Annotated in this window: 20 protein-coding genes; 14 read left to right on the forward strand and 6 right to left on the reverse strand. The window is 64.0% G+C overall.

The window, feature by feature from the left end; all coding sequences use genetic code 11:
• Positions 1-28 precede the first annotated feature (28 nt).
• Genes ACRARG_RS20605 through ACRARG_RS20615 form a run of 3 tightly spaced genes read right to left on the reverse strand, consistent with a single transcriptional unit; the run spans position 29 to position 2,862 of the window.
• The gene (locus ACRARG_RS20605) at positions 29-1,441 is read right to left on the reverse strand and encodes a protein adenylyltransferase SelO (RefSeq protein ID WP_432691906.1); all 1,413 of its coding nucleotides are present in this window, start codon (positions 1,439-1,441) and stop codon (positions 29-31) included.
• 39 nt (positions 1,442-1,480) lie between these two features.
• The gene (locus ACRARG_RS20610) at positions 1,481-1,927 is read right to left on the reverse strand and encodes a GNAT family N-acetyltransferase (RefSeq protein ID WP_432691907.1); all 447 of its coding nucleotides are present in this window, start codon (positions 1,925-1,927) and stop codon (positions 1,481-1,483) included.
• The gene (locus ACRARG_RS20615; protein WP_432691908.1) at positions 1,924-2,862 is read right to left on the reverse strand and encodes a nucleoside hydrolase; all 939 of its coding nucleotides are present in this window, start codon (positions 2,860-2,862) and stop codon (positions 1,924-1,926) included. Before ACRARG_RS20615 ends, ACRARG_RS20610 begins: the two co-directional genes overlap by 4 nt.
• Positions 2,863-3,003: 141 nt before the next feature.
• Here ACRARG_RS20615 and ACRARG_RS20620 point away from each other — a divergent pair, with 141 nt between their 5' ends.
• Positions 3,004-3,891, forward strand: coding sequence for a glycosyltransferase family protein (locus ACRARG_RS20620; protein WP_432691909.1), 888 nt, complete (start codon positions 3,004-3,006; stop codon positions 3,889-3,891).
• Between the two features lie 36 nt (positions 3,892-3,927).
• Positions 3,928-4,515, forward strand: coding sequence for a histidine phosphatase family protein (locus ACRARG_RS20625; RefSeq protein ID WP_432691910.1), 588 nt, complete (start codon positions 3,928-3,930; stop codon positions 4,513-4,515).
• A gap of 36 nt (positions 4,516-4,551) precedes the next feature.
• Here ACRARG_RS20625 and ACRARG_RS20630 read toward each other — a convergent pair whose 3' ends face one another.
• Positions 4,552-5,562, reverse strand: a complete 1,011-nt coding sequence (locus ACRARG_RS20630; RefSeq protein WP_432691911.1) for a Fe(3+) ABC transporter substrate-binding protein — start codon at positions 5,560-5,562, stop codon at positions 4,552-4,554.
• Positions 5,563-5,634: 72 nt separating this feature from the next.
• Positions 5,635-6,462, reverse strand: a complete 828-nt coding sequence (gene mazG / locus ACRARG_RS20635) for a nucleoside triphosphate pyrophosphohydrolase (protein ID WP_432691912.1) — start codon at positions 6,460-6,462, stop codon at positions 5,635-5,637.
• A gap of 63 nt (positions 6,463-6,525) precedes the next feature.
• Here mazG and ACRARG_RS20640 point away from each other — a divergent pair, with 63 nt between their 5' ends.
• Together ACRARG_RS20640 and speB are read left to right on the forward strand one after the other, a co-directional pair.
• Positions 6,526-7,692, forward strand: coding sequence for a M20 aminoacylase family protein (locus ACRARG_RS20640; protein WP_432691913.1), 1,167 nt, complete (start codon positions 6,526-6,528; stop codon positions 7,690-7,692).
• 3 nt (positions 7,693-7,695) lie between these two features.
• Positions 7,696-8,655 carry an agmatinase gene (gene speB / locus ACRARG_RS20645; protein ID WP_432691914.1) on the forward strand — a complete coding sequence of 320 codons (960 nt, stop codon included), beginning with the start codon at positions 7,696-7,698 and terminating at the stop codon, positions 8,653-8,655.
• On the opposite strand, the gene ACRARG_RS20650 is transcribed toward speB, so the two are convergent.
• Positions 8,652-10,064, reverse strand: coding sequence for a pentapeptide repeat-containing protein (locus ACRARG_RS20650; protein ID WP_432691915.1), 1,413 nt, complete (start codon positions 10,062-10,064; stop codon positions 8,652-8,654). The two genes, speB and ACRARG_RS20650, sit on opposite strands and share 4 nt — an antisense overlap.
• Before the next feature lie 244 nt (positions 10,065-10,308).
• Here ACRARG_RS20650 and yajC point away from each other — a divergent pair, with 244 nt between their 5' ends.
• The 10 genes from yajC (at position 10,309) to ACRARG_RS20700 (ending at position 17,271) form a co-directional block, all read left to right on the forward strand.
• On the forward strand, positions 10,309-10,602 hold the full coding sequence (yajC, locus tag ACRARG_RS20655; RefSeq protein WP_432691916.1) for a preprotein translocase subunit YajC: 294 nt from the start codon (positions 10,309-10,311) through the stop codon (positions 10,600-10,602).
• A 63-nt stretch (positions 10,603-10,665) separates the two neighbouring features.
• On the forward strand, positions 10,666-12,297 hold the full coding sequence (gene secD, locus ACRARG_RS20660) for a protein translocase subunit SecD (RefSeq protein ID WP_432691917.1): 1,632 nt from the start codon (positions 10,666-10,668) through the stop codon (positions 12,295-12,297).
• Between the two features lies 1 nt (position 12,298).
• Positions 12,299-13,267 (forward strand): protein translocase subunit SecF, encoded by a 969-nt coding sequence (gene secF / locus ACRARG_RS20665; RefSeq protein WP_432691918.1) that lies wholly within the window; start codon positions 12,299-12,301, stop codon positions 13,265-13,267.
• A complete protein-coding gene (locus ACRARG_RS20670) occupies positions 13,260-14,012 on the forward strand; it encodes a sulfite exporter TauE/SafE family protein (RefSeq protein ID WP_432691919.1) in 753 nt (250 codons plus the stop codon). Before secF ends, ACRARG_RS20670 begins: the two co-directional genes overlap by 8 nt.
• Positions 14,013-14,022: 10 nt before the next feature.
• Positions 14,023-14,376, forward strand: coding sequence for an Mth938-like domain-containing protein (locus ACRARG_RS20675; RefSeq protein WP_432691920.1), 354 nt, complete (start codon positions 14,023-14,025; stop codon positions 14,374-14,376).
• A gap of 170 nt (positions 14,377-14,546) precedes the next feature.
• Entirely contained in the window at positions 14,547-15,164 is a 618-nt protein-coding gene (gene ccmA, locus ACRARG_RS20680) for a heme ABC exporter ATP-binding protein CcmA (RefSeq protein ID WP_432691921.1), read from the forward strand.
• Positions 15,161-15,817 carry a heme exporter protein CcmB gene (gene ccmB / locus ACRARG_RS20685; protein ID WP_432691922.1) on the forward strand — a complete coding sequence of 219 codons (657 nt, stop codon included), beginning with the start codon at positions 15,161-15,163 and terminating at the stop codon, positions 15,815-15,817. The genes ccmA and ccmB overlap by 4 nt, the downstream gene beginning before the upstream one ends.
• 41 nt (positions 15,818-15,858) lie before the next feature.
• Positions 15,859-16,590, forward strand: a complete 732-nt coding sequence (locus tag ACRARG_RS20690; RefSeq protein WP_432691923.1) for a heme ABC transporter permease — start codon at positions 15,859-15,861, stop codon at positions 16,588-16,590.
• The gene (gene ccmD, locus ACRARG_RS20695) at positions 16,590-16,742 is read left to right on the forward strand and encodes a heme exporter protein CcmD (RefSeq protein ID WP_432691924.1); all 153 of its coding nucleotides are present in this window, start codon (positions 16,590-16,592) and stop codon (positions 16,740-16,742) included. The genes ACRARG_RS20690 and ccmD overlap by 1 nt, the downstream gene beginning before the upstream one ends.
• The gene (locus ACRARG_RS20700) at positions 16,735-17,271 is read left to right on the forward strand and encodes a DsbE family thiol:disulfide interchange protein (RefSeq protein ID WP_432691925.1); all 537 of its coding nucleotides are present in this window, start codon (positions 16,735-16,737) and stop codon (positions 17,269-17,271) included. Before ccmD ends, ACRARG_RS20700 begins: the two co-directional genes overlap by 8 nt.
• Positions 17,272-17,273: the final 2 nt, after the last annotated feature.

Here is a 17,273-nt window from a genome sequence, read left to right on the forward strand (position 1 = left end):
GATGAAGGGGCGGCCGCGGTAGGGGCGGTCAGGTACCGCAGAAGGTGGCGGTGACGATTTCGTTTTGGGCGGGCGGATTGGTGAGGTCGGTGTCTTCGGGCGGGTCGAAGGGGGTGGCGAGGGCCTTTGTGAGGCGCGCGAACGGGGCCATGTCGCCGTTGGTGGCGGCGGCGATCATCTGCTCGATCCGGTGGTTGCGTGGGATAATCGCGGGGTTGGCGCGGGTCATCGTGGCGAGGGCGTCGGGTTCGGCCTCAAGCCTGGCGTGCCAGCGGTCCGCCCAGTCGAGGAAAGCTTCGCGGTCGGCGATCTGGTCCCTGGCGTCATCGGTGGGCAGGGCGCGGAAGGTATTGGTGAAATCGGAGCTGCCGGCCTGCATGAGGCTCAGCAGGTCGTCGATCAGGGCGCGGTCTTCGGGGCGCGGGGCGGCGATGCCGATCTTGGCGGCGAAGATGCGGAGCCACTCGGCCTCGATCTGCTCGGCCATGCCATGCACGGCATGGGTATAGGCCGGGATGGCGGCGTCGGGATCGGGCAGGAGGGGCAGCAGGGCCGAGGCGAGCTTGGCCATGTTCCAGGGCAGGACGCGGGGCTGGTTCGACCAGGCGTAGCGGCCATACTGGTCGATGGAGCTGAAGACCGTATCTGGGTGATAGGCATCCATGAAGGCGCAGGGGCCGTAGTCGATCGTCTCGCCGCTGATGGAGGTATTGTCGGTGTTCATCACGCCATGGATGAAGCCGAGACCCATCCATTGGGCGACGAGGCGGGACTGGCGGGCGATGACCGTCTGGAGGAAGTCGAGCGGGTCCTTGGCCGCGGGCGCGTGGCGGTCCACGGCATAGTCGTAGAGCGCCTGCAGGGAGGCGCGGTCGTCGCGGGCGGCGAAATATTCGAAATGACCGACGCGGAGATGGGAGGCGGCGACGCGGGTCAGAACGGCGCCGGGCAGGGCGGTTTCGCGCTGGATGGTCTCTCCGGTTGCGGTGGCGGCCAGTGCCCGGGTGGTGGGCACGCCCATGGCCTGCATCGCCTCCGAGATCACGTATTCGCGCAGCACTGGCCCCAGCCAGGCGCGACCGTCGCCGGCACGGGAATAGGGGGTGCGGCCGGAGCCCTTGAGCTGAATGTCGCGGCGCTGCCCGTCACGGTCGATGACTTCGCCCAGCAGGATCGCGCGGCCGTCGCCCAGCGAAGGGGAGAAGCCGCCGAACTGATGCCCGGCATAGGCCTGTGCCAGCGGCATGGCGCCTTCGGGCAGGGCATTGCCGGAGAAGGTGGCGGCGAGGTCCAGCCCCTCCGGATCGATCCCGAGTTCCGCCGCAAGGGGGGCGTTGAAGGCCAGCAGGCGGGGCGCCTTGACCGGGGTGGGGTCGGTGCGCGTGAAGAGGGCGGCGGGGAGCCGCGCATAGGAATTGTCGAAGGGGATATGGGCTGTCATGTCCCAGAGGTAGGCGCGAGCAGTCGCGCCGTAAAGCCCTCAGAACCGGCGGGTCATCAGCATGTAACGTTCGCGGGGCACAAATCCGGCGCGGCGGTAGGTGTCCTGCGCGCGGACATCGGAGGTCAGCACCTCCATATGCAGGGCCCTGAGTCCGGCGCCTGCCAACTCCTTGGGGAGCGTCAGCATCACGTCGGAGCCGATGCCGCGGCCCCGGACGGAGGGGCGGATGTAGAGCTCATCCACAAAGCCGTCCATGCCGCCGAACTCGATCGACCAGCCGAAGGCGATAATGACGTAGCCGATGGGGGCGCGGGTGGGCCCGATGATCCAGGCGGCGCCATGGGGGGAGCCTTCCAGCAGTGGCGTGAGGGCGCCTTCGCGCATCTCTTCGGTTGTGCGGAGCCCGAATTCCTCGTGGAAGGCATTCACAAGCGGCAGCAGGCGGGGCAGGTCTTCGGGCGTGGCGAGGTGCAGGGCAGTCACAGGCGGGCGAGCCTTTCGGTCAGCAGGTCAAAGAAGCCCTGCGCGTCGATTGTGCCCATAAAGAGCGCATTGGGGGGGCGGTCGGTGACGCCCCACCAGTCGGCCACGGTCATGCCCATGGTGAGTTCCGACTGCGTCTCGATCTCCACATTGATATGACGGCCGGAGAAGAGCTCTGGCCGGATCAGATAGGCGGTGACGCAGGGATCATGCAGCGGTGCGCCTTCGGAGCCGTATTTGGCCAGATCGAAGCGTTCAAAGAAATCCGTCATCTCCGCCACGGCGGTGCCGACGCGGTTGCCGATGGCGCGGAAGGCTTCGTTGCGGGCCGGGGTGACCAGCGCCTTGTGGGTGATATCGAGCGACATGACCACAATCGGCGCGCCGGATTTGAAGACGATCTCCGCCGCCTGCGGATCGACGTAGATGTTGAATTCGGCGGTCGGGGTGATATTGCCGACCTCGAAATACGCGCCGCCCATCAGGACGATTTCCTGCACCTTTTCAACGATATCCGGGGCGCGTTGAAAGGCTGTGGCGATATTGGTCAGGGGCCCGAGGGGGCAGAGGGTGACGGTGCCCGCAGGCTCTGCCCGCAGCGTGTCGATGATGAAATCGACGCCATGTTCCGGCTGCAGCTCCATCACCGGATCAGGGAGTTTCGGGCCGTTCAGCCCGGTCTCCCCATGCACATGTTCGGCGGTGACCAGCACGCGGCCCATCGGTTTTTCGCAGCCGGCATAGACCTTTACATCGGGTTTGCCGGCCAGTTCACAGACGATGCGCGCATTCTTGGCGGTCAGCGACAGGGGCACGTTGCCGGCCACGGCGGTGATGCCCAGCACCTCGATCTCCTCGGGGCTCGCGAGGGCCAGCAGGATGGCGACGGCGTCGTCCTGGCCGGGGTCGGTATCGATGATGATCTTGCGGGTCATGGCGCCTCGGGTCGTAAATCTGGCGCCACACTCTAGGAGCGGCGGAGGCTGTGCAAGCGGGAAAGGGTTGTTTTGGGACGCGCGCGGTGTAGCCTGCCGCAAAGCGCCGCCGGGACAGGTGGTTAGGCAGAGGGCAGAGGCATGAAACTGGCGTTCCTGACGATGGTCTGGCGGGATTACTGGCTGCTGGAGAAATGGGTCGCGCACAACGCGCGTTACGTGCCCAAGAAGCAGCTCTACGTGATCAACCACGGCGGGGATCCGGAGATCGACCGGATTGCAGAGGGGTGCAACGTCATCTCCATCCCGCGAGAGGAGGTCACGCCCGATCTGACGCGGCGGCGGTGGGACCTGAAGGGCGGGATCGCGGCCGGGCTGATGGGGTTTTACGACATGGTCGTGACCACGGATGTCGATGAATTCCTCGTCTATGTGGGCGAGGGGCCGGGGCTGGTGGACCATCTGGCGGCGGCGGAACGGGATACGGCGGCGCTGTCGCCCGTCGGGCTGAACATGATCCCGACGGAGGGCGACGGCACGGGCGGCAAGGTGCTGGAGAACCATCCCAATGCGATGGTCGCGGCCAAATATACCAAGCCCTGTATCGCCAACCGGCCTGTCGGCTATACCATTGGCGGGCATGGGCTTTTCCGGGGCAACTTCCGGATCGATCCGGAGCTGGTGCTGCTGCATCTGCATTATGTCACCCCCGATTATCAGGAGCGGATGGCCGCGCGGGAGGAGATCGTGCAGCAGTCCAAAGACTATAATGCAGCGCAGGAGACGCCCGACGCGATGCCCAAGCGTTACTGGATCAACTGGTCCCAGCCGGGGATGATCCGTGACAAGGATTTTGGCAATTTCGCGCGGGCAGAGGAGATGGATGTCTCTGGTGGCTTCGGCGAGGTGGCGGCGGTGCTGCGGGAAGCCGTGGTCGTGCAGGGCAAGAAATCGGTTGTGGAGCCCAAGATCGTGAATGCGCGGCCGCGACGCATTGTGTTGCCGCAACGGTTTAGATCTTTGATATAAGTTTCTGTTTTTGAGTATTTTTAAAGGGATTTGTTCGTGCCGCTTATCCGCTACCTGACGCATCCGCAGATTGTGGTCGACGCGGCCGTTCCGGTGCCGGACTGGTCGCTGAGCCCGGTCGGGGCGGCCCGGGTGGCAGCCATTGCAGACGCGCCAATCTGGCAGGGCACCCGGCAGGTGATTTCAAGCGGCGAGCGCAAGGCACTGGAAACGGCGGGGCCGATTGCCACCTGTCTGGGGCTGCCGGTCACCGTACGGGAGCGGATGGGGGAAAATGATCGGTCCTCCACCGGTTTTCTGCCGCCCGACGAATTTGAACTGATGGCGAACCGGTTCTTTGGCGATCCGGATATCTCTGCCGAGGGGTGGGAGACCGCGCGGGATGCGCAGTCACGCATTTTGGCAGAAGTGCTTGAGGTGATAGAGGGACCGCTGTCGGGTGACGTGCTCATCGTGGGACATGGCGGGGTTGGCACGCTGCTTTGGTGTGCGCTGTCGGGAGTGCCCATCGACCGGGCGCATGATCAGGGGCCGGGAGGCGGCGGCAACTGGTTCGCCTTTGACGCGGTGGAGCGGCGGCCGTTTACCGGCTGGTTGCCGATGGAGCAGCTCATCCAAGGCTAGCCGGACGGCACCGTATGGCGCCGCCCGGCGGGAAGATCAGCCGTCGAAATCGACAGTCTGGATGATCTTCAGCGCTTCGGCGCGGGCCTTGGCGAGGTCCATCAGGTTGAGGCTGTCTGCCTCGAACGTGCCCCAGCCGGACACCAGTTCCGCAGGCTCCGAGCCCGGTGCGATGGGATATTCAAAATTCGCCTCTGCATAGATTTCCTGCGCCTTGGGGGAGCTGAGGAATTCTATCATTTTCAGCGCGTTATCTCGATTCGGGGCGGCTTTGGTCATGGCCACGCCGGAGATGTTCACATGGGTGCCGCCATCCTCAAACACCGGGAAGACGATATTGACCGACTCGGCCCATTCGACCTGCTCCGGATCGTTCAACATCTGGCCCATGTAATAGGTGTTGCCTAGAGAGATGTCGCATTCGCCGGCCCAGATCGCCTTGACCTGCGCGCGGTCATTGCCCTGCGGTTTGCGGGCGAGATTGGCTTTCACACCTTCCAGCCAAGTCTTGGTTTCCTCCGCGCCGTGGTGCAGCAGATATGCCGCCGCGAGCGCGACGTTATAGGGATGCGTGCCGGAGCGGGTGCAGATGCGGCCCTTCCACTTCGGATCGGCCAGGTCCTCATAGGTCGTGACCTCGCCTTCGGTCACACGGTCCTTGGAGGCATAGACGACGCGGGCACGGGTGGTCAGCCCCCACCAGGACCCTTCGGGGTCGTGATAGGTGGCGGGCACGTTCTGGCTCAGGATATCGCTGTGCACGGGCTGGGTCAGGCCGGCCTCGACAATCTCGTAGATGCGCGACACATCGACGGTGAAGACCAGATCAGCAGGAGAGCGGTCGCCCTCCGCCTGCAGACGTTCGACCATGCCGTTGTCCAGATGGGCGACATTCACCTTGATGCCGGTTTCCTCGGTAAAGGCATCGGTGAGCGGCTTCAGCAGCTCTGGCTGGCGGTAGGAATAGAGGTTCACCTCCTGCGCAAGGGCAGGCAGGGCGGTGAGGGCGGCGAGGCCGCCAGCAAGGGCGGAGATACGCAGGGACATGATCGGCTCCTAAAGTGTCGATTAGAGCCGCTTTAATCCGAGTGTTTTGATCGGGTCAATGTCCGAGTGAAATTATCGGGCTTTCTCACGGAGTTTTGCTTCGGTCCAGAGCGCGTCCATCTCCTCCAGCGTGCTGTCCTGGGGGGCCTTGTTTTGCTGGGCCAGCGCGGCTTCGATATAGGCGAACCGGCGGGTGAACTTGGCATTGGCGCGGCGCAATGCCGCCTCCGGGTCGACCTTCAGGTGGCGGGCAAGGTTGGCCATGTTGAACAGAAGATCGCCCATTTCGTCTTCGATCTCATCGGGGCCGAGGTCTGTCTGCGCCTCCACCAGCTCGGCCGCTTCTTCCTGCATCTTGGCCAGGACCTGCGTCGTCTCCGGCCAGTCGAATCCGACCCGCGCCGCCCGTTTCTGAAGCTTCTGTGCGCGCAGAAGCGCCGGAAGGCCAACCGCTACGTCGTCCAGAACGCCCGATGCGCCCTTGGCGGCGCGTTCCGCGGCCTTCACGACCTCCCAGTCGCGGGTCTGCTGCTCTGCCGATTTGTCGCGGCTCTCGTCGCCAAAGACATGGGGGTGACGGTGGATCATCTTTTCGGCGACGCCCGCGGCAATGTCATGGAAATTGAATAACCCCATTTCTTCAGCCATTTGCGCGTGGAAGACGACCTGAAGCAGGAGGTCGCCCAGTTCGCCGCGCAGCTCGTCCATGGCGCCGCGTTCGATCGCATCGGCGACCTCGTAGGCCTCCTCGATCGTGTAGGGGGCAATGGTCGCAAAGTTTTGTTCCACATCCCAGGGGCAGCCGGTTTCGGGGTCACGCAACCGGCGCAGGATTGCCAGAAGCTGGGGCAGGCCGGCGGCTTCGTGATGGATCGGGTCCGTGAGGGTGTCGGCAGGCATTGCAGGCTCTCGCTGTTTCGGATTTGGTGCCAGGGTGACCAGGCAGCCGACAGGAGTCCAGTGATGCCCGTAATCAATCGAATTGCCGGCTATGCCGAAGAGATGACCGCCTGGCGCCAGCATCTGCACCGGAATCCGGAGCTGGGGTTCAACTGTTTCGAAACTGCGGCCTTTGTCGCCGAACGGCTGCGGGAGTTCGGGGTCGATGCGGTTCATGAAGGGATTGCGCAAACCGGGCTGGTGGCCGTGATCGAAGGCAAGGGTCCCGGTGGCTGCATCGGGCTGCGGGCGGATATGGACGCGCTGCCGATCGATGAGGCGACCGGCGCGGATTATGCCTCTGTCGTGGCGGGCAAGATGCATGCCTGCGGCCATGACGGGCATACCACCATGCTGCTGGGCGCTGCCAAATATCTTTGTGAAACCCGTAACTTCTCTGGCAAAGTTGCACTGATCTTTCAACCTGCCGAAGAAGAGGGCGGCGGTGGTGGCGTTATGGTCGAAGAGGGGATCATGGACCGGTTTGGCATCGATCAGGTCTATGCGCTGCATAATGCGCCCGGCTTTGCCGAGGGGCTGTTCGTGACCGGGCCGGGGCCGGTGCTGGCCGCCGTCGACACCTTCCATATCGATGTCAAAGGGGTTGGCGGGCATGCGGCCAATCCGCATGAAACCAAGGACCCGATCCCCTGCGCCGTGTCGATTGTGCAGGCGATCCAGACGATCGTGTCGCGCAACCATTATGCGCAGGACGATCTTGTAGTCTCGGTCACGCAGATCCACGCCGGATCGGCCGAAAATGTCGTGCCGGACAAGGCTTATGTCAACGGCACTGTACGGACCTTTGATCCGGCTGTGCAGGACATGGTTGAAAAACGGATGGAGGAGATCGTGGCCGGGCAGGCGGCGTCCTTTGGTATCGAGGCCAAGCTGCGCTATGAGCGGTATTATCCCGCCACGGTGAACGACGCGGAGAAAAGCGTCTTTGCCGCCGATGTGGCGCGCGATGTCTCCGGCGATCTGGTGGTCTACAAAGAGGGGCGCGAGATGGGGGCGGAGGATTTTTCCTATATGCTTCAGGCGCGTCCGGGGGCTTTTGTCCTGCTTGGTCAGGGCGAGGGCGGCGCGGGGCTGCATCAGCCCGACTATGATTTCAACGATGCGGTGGCGCCGGTCGGGGCCTCGTTCTTTGTGCGGCTTGTGGAGCAGGCGCAGCCGGTGAAAGGATAAGGCATGGCACTGGAAGATGCAGGGCGGGAGATTGACGGGGCCTTTACGCGGTGCGATCCCAAGGGCCTGGCCCATGAGAATGCCTTTGCCGGGGCGACGTCCTTCCTGCGGCGGAAATATACCAAGGATCTGAGCGGGTTCGACCTGGCGGTGACGGGCATTCCCTTCGATCAGGCGGTGACGCACCGGACGGGCGCGCGGTTCGGGCCGCGGGCGATCCGGGAGGCCTCCACCCTGCAGCCCTATGATCCGCCCTATGGCTGGGGCTTTGACGTGCTGTCGGAATTTGCCGTGGCGGATTACGGGGATATGGCCTTTGACTATGCCAAGGTCTGGGAGTTTCCGGCCGCCGCGCAGGCGCATATCGCGGGGATGCTGGCGCAGGGCGTGGGGACGCTGGTGCTGGGCGGGGATCATTTCGTGACCCTGCCGGTGCTGAAGGCGCATGTGGAGAAATTCGGTCCGCTGGCGCTCATTCAGTTCGACGCGCATTCGGACACCTGGGCTGATGACGATATGGAGCGGATCGACCACGGGACCTTTGTCTACAAGGCCGCGAAGCTGGGGCTGATCGACGTGGACCGATCGGTCCAGATCGGCATCCGGACGGTCTGTGACGACCATTGCGGCATCCATGTGATCGACGCGCCGGAGGTGCATCGCACGGGACCGGAGGCGGTGGCCGCCAAGGTGCGGGAGATCGTGGGGGATGCGCCGGCCTATCTGACCTTCGATATCGACTGCCTCGACCCGGCCTTTGCGCCGGGGACGGGGACGCCGGTCTGGGGCGGGCTGTCCTCCGCCCAGGCGGCGGCTGTGCTGCGCGGGATCGCGGGGGTGAACCTGACCGGCGGCGATATCGTGGAGGTCTCGCCCCCCTTCGACCATGGCGCGATCACGGCTGTTGCGGGCGCGCATGTGGCGATGGAGATCGCCTGCCTCTGGGGCTGGACCCGGCGTTAGTCGGCGGGGTCATCCCAGGTGCTGGGGTCATCTGGGTCGAAGCCAATGGAACTCTGGTGGGCGCGCCAGGCGGTTTGGAACTTCAAAGGAGTAAGTGGTTCGGCGTTTTTCGGATGCCAGTGGTCGGGCCAGTCCAGTCCGGCGGGGAGGCTAACATCACTGTCACCATAACTTTGGTTGACGATCCTCTGATCAAGCTCGAGCATAGAGAGGTCGACAGCCTTCAAACCTGCACCTCGAAGACTTGCCGGTTTGAAGGCTGTTTCAATTGAGAAAGTCGTCGCCTCAAGTTTCGCCCCCTGCAACTGCGCCTTCGCGAGGTTCGCGCCCTGCAACTGCGCTCCCCACATGGTCGCCCCCTGCAACTGCGCATGCCCGAGGTCCGCCCCCCACAACTGCGCCTGCTCGAGGTGCGCCCCCTGCAACTGGGCCTGCCAAAGGTCCGCCCCTTGCAACTGAGCCTGATTGAGGTTCGCCCCCTGCAACTGCGCTCCCCACAGTGTCACCCCCTGCAAATGCGCCGCCCGGAGATCCGCGTTTACGAACAAACACCTAGATAGGTTGAGTTTACGAAAGCGCACGTAATTCAAATTGGCGCGGTAGTCAGCTTTCGCTTCAATATTGAGACGGTCTGGATTTCGACGACCAAGTATGCGCAGGGCCACGTCTAAATCTGCGCGGGGTCGAACAGGCGGATTCGATTGGCCCCATGTCCTCCAAGTGTCTGGTGACGCGTTCTCATCTTTTGGCAGAGCTATATGGGACTGATCCATATTCTCCACGATATAGGCGCATAGGATTTCGATGATCTGAATATGGTCGCGCTCGCTGTCCTGCGAAATGCGCTCAAGGGCGAAGAGGGCGCCGATGCGGACTTCGAGGTTGGGTTCCGTCACCTCGTCCCAGACGGGGCGCGACAGATCGGGTTTTCCTTCACCATCCTGTTCGAAAATCTTTTTGCCGGATGAATCGATGCGCTGACGTTTGACGGTCTTGTCTGTGCCAAGCCCGGCAACCGCCTTGTTGATCCGGTCGGTGATGAGCCCTTCTTCCGCAACATTGACCTGCCGTTGCGCGACCATAGACCTCCAGACGATGAATGGGAGGCCGATAATCGCCGCGAGCGCGAGACCAACATTGCGGACAGCCTCATGCTGGGTGGTATCCGTCTCTAGGTCGATACCCAGCAGAGCTTGATAGATTTCGATCAGAACGAGGATGCCTATACTCGCGGTGTTCAGTACCAGAACAATGCCGATCAGTCTGCCCAGCCTGCGCGCTTTCCGAAGGTCCGGGCTCGAGTTGATGCCGAGCCATTCGAGCCACGTGATCTTTTGGTCTTCTTTCACCCAGTGCCCTCGTGTGTCGCGATTTGGCGTCAGGTTAATGGTGTGACCGTCACCGGCCAAGGTGTTTTGCCTATTCAGTTCATCAGTTTCCGAAGGTGCGCCTGCGGCGCAAGCGATTGTCGAGTTTTCCGGGGCGGAAAACCGGGATGCCTCCGGCGGGGATATTTGGGACCAGAGAAGAGCGGGGCCGTGCGGCTTGGGGTCGCGGGCCGATGGGGGGCGGCATAGTCTTGCAATCCCGCACCGGCGCTCATAGGTTCCGCCAAACTCCGCGGGATGCCCGCCAGACAAGAAGGATTCCCCCATGGACGGTGGCGCAATCGCCCAGTTTCTGCCTCTCATCCTGATCTTCGCGATCATGTATTTCCTGCTCATCCGGCCGCAGCAGAAAAAGCTGAAGGACCATCAGGCCATGGTGAATGCCGTGCGCCGGGGCGATCTGGTCGTCACGCAGGGCGGGATCGTCGGCAAGGTCGCCAAGGTCCGCGAGGATGGCGAGGTCGAGGTGGAGATCGCCGAGGGCGTCAAGGTGCGGGTCATCAAATCGACGCTGGCAGATGTGAAATCCAAGACCGAACCGGCTGCGGAAGCCAAGTAAGGGGCGCGTCGCGTCCCTTTTCTTACCTTTGTTTGACGTCAGAGCCGCGCAGAAAGGCCGACCATGCTGCAGATCGAGCTGTGGAAACGTATCCTGATCTGGGGCATCGTCGCCGCCGGTCTGCTGCTGGCGCTGCCCAATGCGTTCTATTCCCGGGTTGAGGGGTATAATGACGCCCGGGCCGTCGGCGCGCCTGCAGAGGGCTGGGTCGACTGGATGCCCGGCAGCCTGGTGAACCTGGGGCTGGATCTGCGGGGCGGCGCGCATCTGCTGGCAGAGGTGCGGGTGGACGAGGTTTATGCGACGCGGATGAAGGGGCTCTGGCCGGAGGTGCGAAACCGGCTGCGGGACGCGCGCGATCAGGTCGGCACGATCCGTCTGCAGGAGGGGCCTGCGGATGAGCTGCGGATCCGGATCTCGGAGCCGGCGAATATGGATGCCGCGGTCCGGATCGTACGGGAGATCGCGCAGCCTGTGGTGTCGGTCACCGCGACCGGCCAGTCCGATCTTGAGGTCAGCGGGCAGGGCGATATCCTGACCGTGCGCCTGTCGGAGGCCGAGAAGGCCGCGACGGACGACCGGACGGTGCGCCAGTCGCTGGAGATCATCCGGCGGCGGATCGACGAGGTCGGCACGCGCGAGCCCACCATTCAGCGCCAGGGTGCGGACCGCATCCTGATCCAGGTGCCGGGTGTCGGATCGGCGGCGGAGCTGAAGGCGATCATCGGCACCACCGCGCAGCTGACCTTCCAGCCTGTGGTGCGGCGCACCAGCAATGCGGAAACCGTGCCGGGTGTCGGGGAATCGCTGCTGCCGTCGCTGGACGAGGAGGGGACCTATTACCTGCTCGAAGATGCGGCCGTTGTCTCCGGCGAAGAGCTGGTGGATGCCCAGCCTTCGTTTGATCAGAACGGGCGGCCGGCGGTCTCTTTCCGGTTCAATCCTTCGGGGGCGCGGAAGTTCGGCGATTACACGGCGAATAATATCGGCAATCCTTTTGCCATCGTGCTGGATAATGAGGTGATTTCGGCCCCGGTGATCCAGAGCCATATTCCCGGCGGCTCGGGCATCATCACCGGCAATTTCACCGTGGATCAGTCGACCAATCTGGCCGTGCTGCTGCGGGCAGGGGCGCTGCCGGCAGGGCTCGATTTCCTGGAAGAACGGACGATCGGGCCAGAGCTTGGCGCCGACAGTATCCAGGCGGGCAAGATCGCCTGTATTGTCGCCGGGGCGGCCGTGCTGATTTTCATGTGGGCCTCCTATGGGTTGTTTGGCCTCTTTGCCAATATCGCGCTGGTGCTGAACGTCGGGCTGATCTTCGGTCTGCTCAGCATGATCGGGGCGACGCTGACCCTGCCGGGTATCGCCGGGATCGTGCTGACCATCGGTATGGCGGTGGATGCCAATGTGCTGGTGTTTGAGCGGATCCGGGAAGAGATGCGATCCGCCAAAGGTCCGGCGCGGGCGATCGAGCTGGGCTATGAACGGGCGCTGTCGGCGATTGTCGATGCCAATATCACCACCTTTATCATCGCCGTCATCCTGTTTGTTCTGGGGTCCGGGCCGGTGCGCGGGTTCTCGGTGACGCTGGGGATCGGGATCCTCACATCGGTGTTTACGGCCATCTGGGTCACGCGGCTGCTGATTGTCACGTGGTTCGAACGGGCCCGGCCCAAAACGATAGAGGTCTGAGATGCGGTTGAAACTGGTCCCCCAGGATACCAGCTGGGATTTCTTCAAATACCGGACGCTGACCTTCGGCTTTTCGGTCGTGATGATGGTGGCCTCGCTGGTGCTGTGGCTGTCGGTCGGGCTGAATTTCGGGATCGACTTCCGCGGCGGCACGACGATCCGGACCCAGTCCGAGCAGCCGGTGGATGTGGGCGCCTATCGCGATGCCATTGCGCCGCTGGGGCTGGGGGATGTGTCCATCTCCGAGGTCTTCGACCCCTCTTTCGCCGATGATCACCATGTGGCCATGATCCGTATCCAGGCGCAGGACGGGCAGGAATCCATTTCGGCCGAGACCATCGCGCAGGTCGAACAGGCTCTCAAACCGCTGGATGAGAGCGTTCACTTCACGCAGGTTGAATCGGTGGGTCCCAAGGTCTCGGGAGAGCTCATCCAGACGGCCGTTCTGGCCGTGGCAGCGGCGCTGGCGGCGATCCTCGTCTATATCTGGCTCCGGTTCGAATGGCAGTTCTCCGTCGGGGCGGTTGCGGCGCTGTTTCACGACGTGCTGGTGACGATCGGGATCTTCTCGCTTTTGCAGATCCGGTTCGATCTGGCGACCATTGCCGCACTGCTGACGATCATCGGCTATTCGATCAACGACACCGTGGTGATCTTCGACCGGCTGCGTGAAAACCTGCGCAAATACAAGACCATGCCGCTGAAGGATGTGATGAACGTTTCGGTGAACGAGACGCTGAGCCGGACGCTGATGACCTCCGGCACGACCCTGATTGCGCTGATCGCGCTTCTGGTGCTGGGCGGCGATGTGATCCGCGGTTTTGTCTTCGCCATCACCTGGGGTGTGGTGATCGGCACCTATTCCTCCGTCTATGTCGCCAAGAACATCGTGCTCTGGCTCGGGGTCAAGCGCGACTGGACCAAGCCCACGGATACGACCGGCAACCAGTTCGCCAATATCGATGCCTGACTGGCTGCCCGCAGGGGTCGAGGCGGCAGAGCTCGCCCTGCTTCTCGGGACGGTCTATGTGGCCGGTGTGGTCTACGGGTTTGCGGGGTTTGGCGCGGCGCTCCTCTATATGCCGATTGCGGCGCGGATCATCCCTCTTGATCTGGCCATTGCGGCCTTTGCCGTCTCGGCGCTGGCCTCGCTGGTGACGGTGGTGCCGCAGGCGCTTCCGCTGGTACACCGGCGCGGGACGGCGGTGATGATCGGCACAGCGGTTCTTGCCTCTGCCGCCGGTATCATGGTGCTCAAATCCGCCGACCTGGCCCTGCTTCGCTGGGTCATGGTCGGGCTGATTGCCATTACCCTGCTGGCGCTTGTCTCCGGCTGGCGCTACCGCGCCGAACCAAGCCTGCGGACCCGCGGGCTGGTGGGGCTTGGCGCGGGCTTCATGGGCGGCGCCACCGGGTTGCTCGGGCCCGTCATGGTGCTCTTTCAGCTGGCGGGTCAGGGGGATGCGGCGCGCAATCGGGCCAGCACGCTGGTCTTTCTCACCGTGACCTCTGTGATGCTGCTGCCGCTGATGTGGATGCAGGGGGTGGTGCCGCTCACGGCGCTGTGGCTGGGCCTCGTGATGCTGATACCCTATGCTCTGGGCACGACAACGGGGCGCTGGCTCTTCCGTCCACATCTGGAAAAAGCCTACCGCCTGACGGCCTATATCCTGATCGGTGTGGCGGCGCTGGCAGGGCTGCCGCTTTTCGACTGAAAGGACCGTTATGGAACTCAATGAGATCGATTATGGCCGTGCGCGTCCGATTGACGGCTACGGGCCCGGCTTCTTCCGTATCGATGGCAAACTGGAGCAAGGCGCGCTGCTGGTGACAGCCGACGCCGTGCAGATCTGGGGCGGTTATGGCGACCTCGACAGGCTGCTGGCGCTGGTCGGGCAGGCCGATGTGCTCTTTGTCGGCACCGGGGCGGAAATGGCCCCGCTGCCCGCCGCCTTCCGCAGCACGCTGGAAGAGGCCGGCCTCGGCGTGGAGCCCATGGCCACGCCCGCCGCCTGCCGCACCTATAACGTCCTGCTCAGCGAAGGCCGGCGCGTGGCTGCCGCGCTGATGCCTGTCTGACGCGCCGTCCCCCTGCTTCTCTGGTCTTCAAATATCCTGGGGGGGCTGACAAAGGCCTGCCTTTGTCGGCGGGGGGCAAGGCCCCCCTCGGACCCTGCCAGCTGCGCGGCCTGCGCCTCAGGGCCTCAGCACGTCTTCCCGCTCCGATCCCGATCTGCTAGGGGCAGATCATGAGACTAATGGTGCTCGATCTCTGCGTGTCCCGGGGCGGTATGCCGGTTCTGGACGGGGTCAACTTCCAGGTTGAGGCCGGGGAGGCCGTGGTGCTGACCGGGCCTAATGGTATCGGAAAGACAACCCTGCTGCGGACGCTGGCCGGGCTTCAGCCGCCGGTCTCCGGCAAGATCGTCGTCCCCGATCCCGAAGCGATTACCTATGGCGCCCATGCCGACGGGATCAAATCCACCCTGACCGTTCGCGAAAACCTGGGATTCTGGGCCAGAATTTACGGCAGTACACATCTCGATCTGGCGCTGGAGACCTTCAACCTGGCCGATCTGCGCGATCGCGCCGCCGGCACGCTCTCGGCCGGGCAGAGACGGCGTCTGGGACTGGCGCGGCTGCTGGTCACCGGGCGGCCGATCTGGGTGCTGGACGAGCCGACGGTGTCGCTGGACCATACCTCCGTCGGGCTTTTTGCGCGAACGGTCGAGGCGCATCTGGACCGCGGCGGTCTGGCGGTGATGGCCAGCCATATCGACATGGGACTGAACCTGCGCTCCATCGACCTGTCGCCCTTTGCCGCCCGGGCCAAGGCGTCGCGCAAATTCGACGAGGCCTTCCTGTGAAGGCGCTGCTGCTGCGGGACCTGCGGCTCGCCGTGCGCGCAGGCGGCGGCTTTGGCCTTGGCCTTGCGTTTTTCCTGATCGTGGTGGTGCTGGTGCCCTTTGCCGTGGGGCCCGATACCGCGCTGCTGACCCGGATCGCGCCCGGCGTGCTCTGGATCGGGGCTCTGCTGGCCTGCCTGCTGTCGCTCGACCGGATCTTCGCGCTTGACCGGGAGGACGGCTCGCTCGACCTGCTGGCCACGGCGCCGCTTCCGATGGAGGGGATCGTCACGGTCAAGGCGGCGGCCCACTGGATCACCACGGGCCTGCCGCTGGTTGTCGTGGCGCCTCTGTTGGGGGTTCTGCTGAACCTCGCCCCCGCGGGCTATCCCTGGCTGGTGGTGTCGCTGCTGATGGGCACGCCGGCGCTCTCCGCAATCGGGACCTTTGGCGCGGCGCTGACCGTGGGGATCCGGCGCGGCGGGCTGCTGCTGTCGCTGCTGGTGCTGCCGCTTTACACGCCGACGCTGATCTTCGGGGCCGAGGTGGCGCGGCGCGGCGCCTCCGGCATGGCGCTGGAGGTGCCGCTGGTGCTTCTGGGCGCGGTGACCTGTCTCACCCTCGGGCTCTTGCCCTTCGCCTCTGCGGCGGTATTGAGAATGAACCTGCGGTAATGTGAATGGCCCGCTGCGGGCGGAGGAGATAGGAAATCGGCATGGCCTCGCTCTGGGAATATGCAAATCCGAAGAAATTCGTCGCCACGGTGGACCGTGTCCTGCCGTTTGTGGCGGTTCTGGCCGTTGCGACGCTGGCGGTGGGGCTGATCTGGGGGTTCTTCTTCACGCCGGAAGATTACCGGCAGGGCTCGACGGTCAAGATCATCTACCTGCATGTGCCCTCTGCGCTGCTGGCGATCAATGGCTGGCTGATGATGCTGGTGGCCTCGCTGATCTGGCTGATCCGGCGGCACCATGTCTCGGCACTGGCGGCGCGGGCGGCGGCGCCGGTGGGGGCGGTGATGACGGTCATCGCGCTGCTGACCGGGGCGATCTGGGGGCAGCCGATGTGGGGCACGTGGTGGGCCTGGGATCCGCGGCTGACGTCGTTCTTGATCCTGTTCCTCTTCTACTTGGGCTATATCGCGCTCTGGGCAGCGATCGAGAATGACGATACGGCGGCCGATCTGACCTCCGTCCTCTGCATCGTCGGATCGGTCTTTGCGGTGCTGTCGCGCTATGCGGTGAATTTCTGGAACCAGGGGCTGCATCAGGGCGCGTCGCTGAGCCTCGATAAGGAAGAGAACGTGGCGGATGTGTTCTATTTCCCGCTGCTCGTCTCCATCGGCGGGTTCATCCTGCTGTTTCTGGCGCTGGTGCTGCTCCGGACCCGGACAGAGGTCAGGGCGCGGCGGATGCGGGCGCTGATCGCGCGGGAACGGATGGTCTGATGCCGGAGCTTGGGAAATATGCGGGGGCGGTGCTCAGCTCCTACGGGCTGTCGCTGGGGCTGATTGCCCTGCTGGTGGGCGTGAGCATCTGGCGGTCGCGCCGGGTGGCACGGGCGCTTCGGGATATCGAGGGACGGGTGAAGAATGGGTAAGGTCTCTCCTTTGATGATGCTGCCGCCGGTGATCTTTGCGGGGCTGGCCGGGGCCTTCTGGTTCGGGCTACAGCGCGAGGACCCGGATCAGCTGCCCACGGCGCTGGCCGGAAAGACGGCGCCGCCCGTGCAGGTCGAGCCGCTGGGTGACACCCCGGTGTTTAACGATGCGACACTGCGCGATGGCGAGGTGAAGCTGGTGAACTTCTGGGCCTCCTGGTGCGCGCCGTGTCGGGTGGAACATCCCAACCTCACGGCGCTGTCCGAGGAGGGGATCACCGTGCTTGGTGTGAACTACAAGGACCAGCCGGAGAAGGCGCTCGGCTTCCTGGCAGAGCTTGGCAATCCCTATGCCGGTATCGGGGCCGATGCACAGGGGCGGATGGCGCTCAATTGGGGGCTCTATGGCGTGCCGGAGACCTATGTGGTGGATGGCGACGGAACCATCATTCTTCGTTTCGCCGGACCAGTGACGCAACGCGTTATCACCGAGCAAATCCGCCCCGCGATGGAGAAGGCCGCCCGCTAGAG

Origin of the sequence: Pseudooceanicola profundi (assembly GCF_050897955.1) — a bacterium.
Lineage (GTDB): Bacteria > Pseudomonadota > Alphaproteobacteria > Rhodobacterales > Rhodobacteraceae > Pseudooceanicola.

Bases quoted from the DNA above. Each gene is read 5' to 3' on its own strand.
- ACRARG_RS20605 (WP_432691906.1), bottom strand. From the start codon at position 1,441: ATGACAGCCCATATCCCCTTCGACAATTCCTATGCGCGGCTCCCCGCC.
- ACRARG_RS20615 (WP_432691908.1), bottom strand. From the start codon at position 2,862: ATGACCCGCAAGATCATCATCGATACCGACCCCGGCCAGGACGACGCC.
- ACRARG_RS20620 (WP_432691909.1), top strand. From the start codon at position 3,004: ATGAAACTGGCGTTCCTGACGATGGTCTGGCGGGATTACTGGCTGCTG.
- ACRARG_RS20630 (WP_432691911.1), bottom strand. From the start codon at position 5,562: ATGTCCCTGCGTATCTCCGCCCTTGCTGGCGGCCTCGCCGCCCTCACC.
- mazG (WP_432691912.1), bottom strand. From the start codon at position 6,462: ATGCCTGCCGACACCCTCACGGACCCGATCCATCACGAAGCCGCCGGC.
- ACRARG_RS20640 (WP_432691913.1), top strand. From the start codon at position 6,526: ATGCCCGTAATCAATCGAATTGCCGGCTATGCCGAAGAGATGACCGCC.
- speB (WP_432691914.1), top strand. From the start codon at position 7,696: ATGGCACTGGAAGATGCAGGGCGGGAGATTGACGGGGCCTTTACGCGG.
- yajC (WP_432691916.1), top strand. From the start codon at position 10,309: ATGGACGGTGGCGCAATCGCCCAGTTTCTGCCTCTCATCCTGATCTTC.
- secD (WP_432691917.1), top strand. From the start codon at position 10,666: ATGCTGCAGATCGAGCTGTGGAAACGTATCCTGATCTGGGGCATCGTC.
- secF (WP_432691918.1), top strand. From the start codon at position 12,299: ATGCGGTTGAAACTGGTCCCCCAGGATACCAGCTGGGATTTCTTCAAA.
- ACRARG_RS20670 (WP_432691919.1), top strand. From the start codon at position 13,260: ATGCCTGACTGGCTGCCCGCAGGGGTCGAGGCGGCAGAGCTCGCCCTG.
- ACRARG_RS20675 (WP_432691920.1), top strand. From the start codon at position 14,023: ATGGAACTCAATGAGATCGATTATGGCCGTGCGCGTCCGATTGACGGC.
- ccmA (WP_432691921.1), top strand. From the start codon at position 14,547: ATGAGACTAATGGTGCTCGATCTCTGCGTGTCCCGGGGCGGTATGCCG.
- ACRARG_RS20690 (WP_432691923.1), top strand. From the start codon at position 15,859: ATGGCCTCGCTCTGGGAATATGCAAATCCGAAGAAATTCGTCGCCACG.
- ccmD (WP_432691924.1), top strand. From the start codon at position 16,590: ATGCCGGAGCTTGGGAAATATGCGGGGGCGGTGCTCAGCTCCTACGGG.
- ACRARG_RS20700 (WP_432691925.1), top strand. From the start codon at position 16,735: ATGGGTAAGGTCTCTCCTTTGATGATGCTGCCGCCGGTGATCTTTGCG.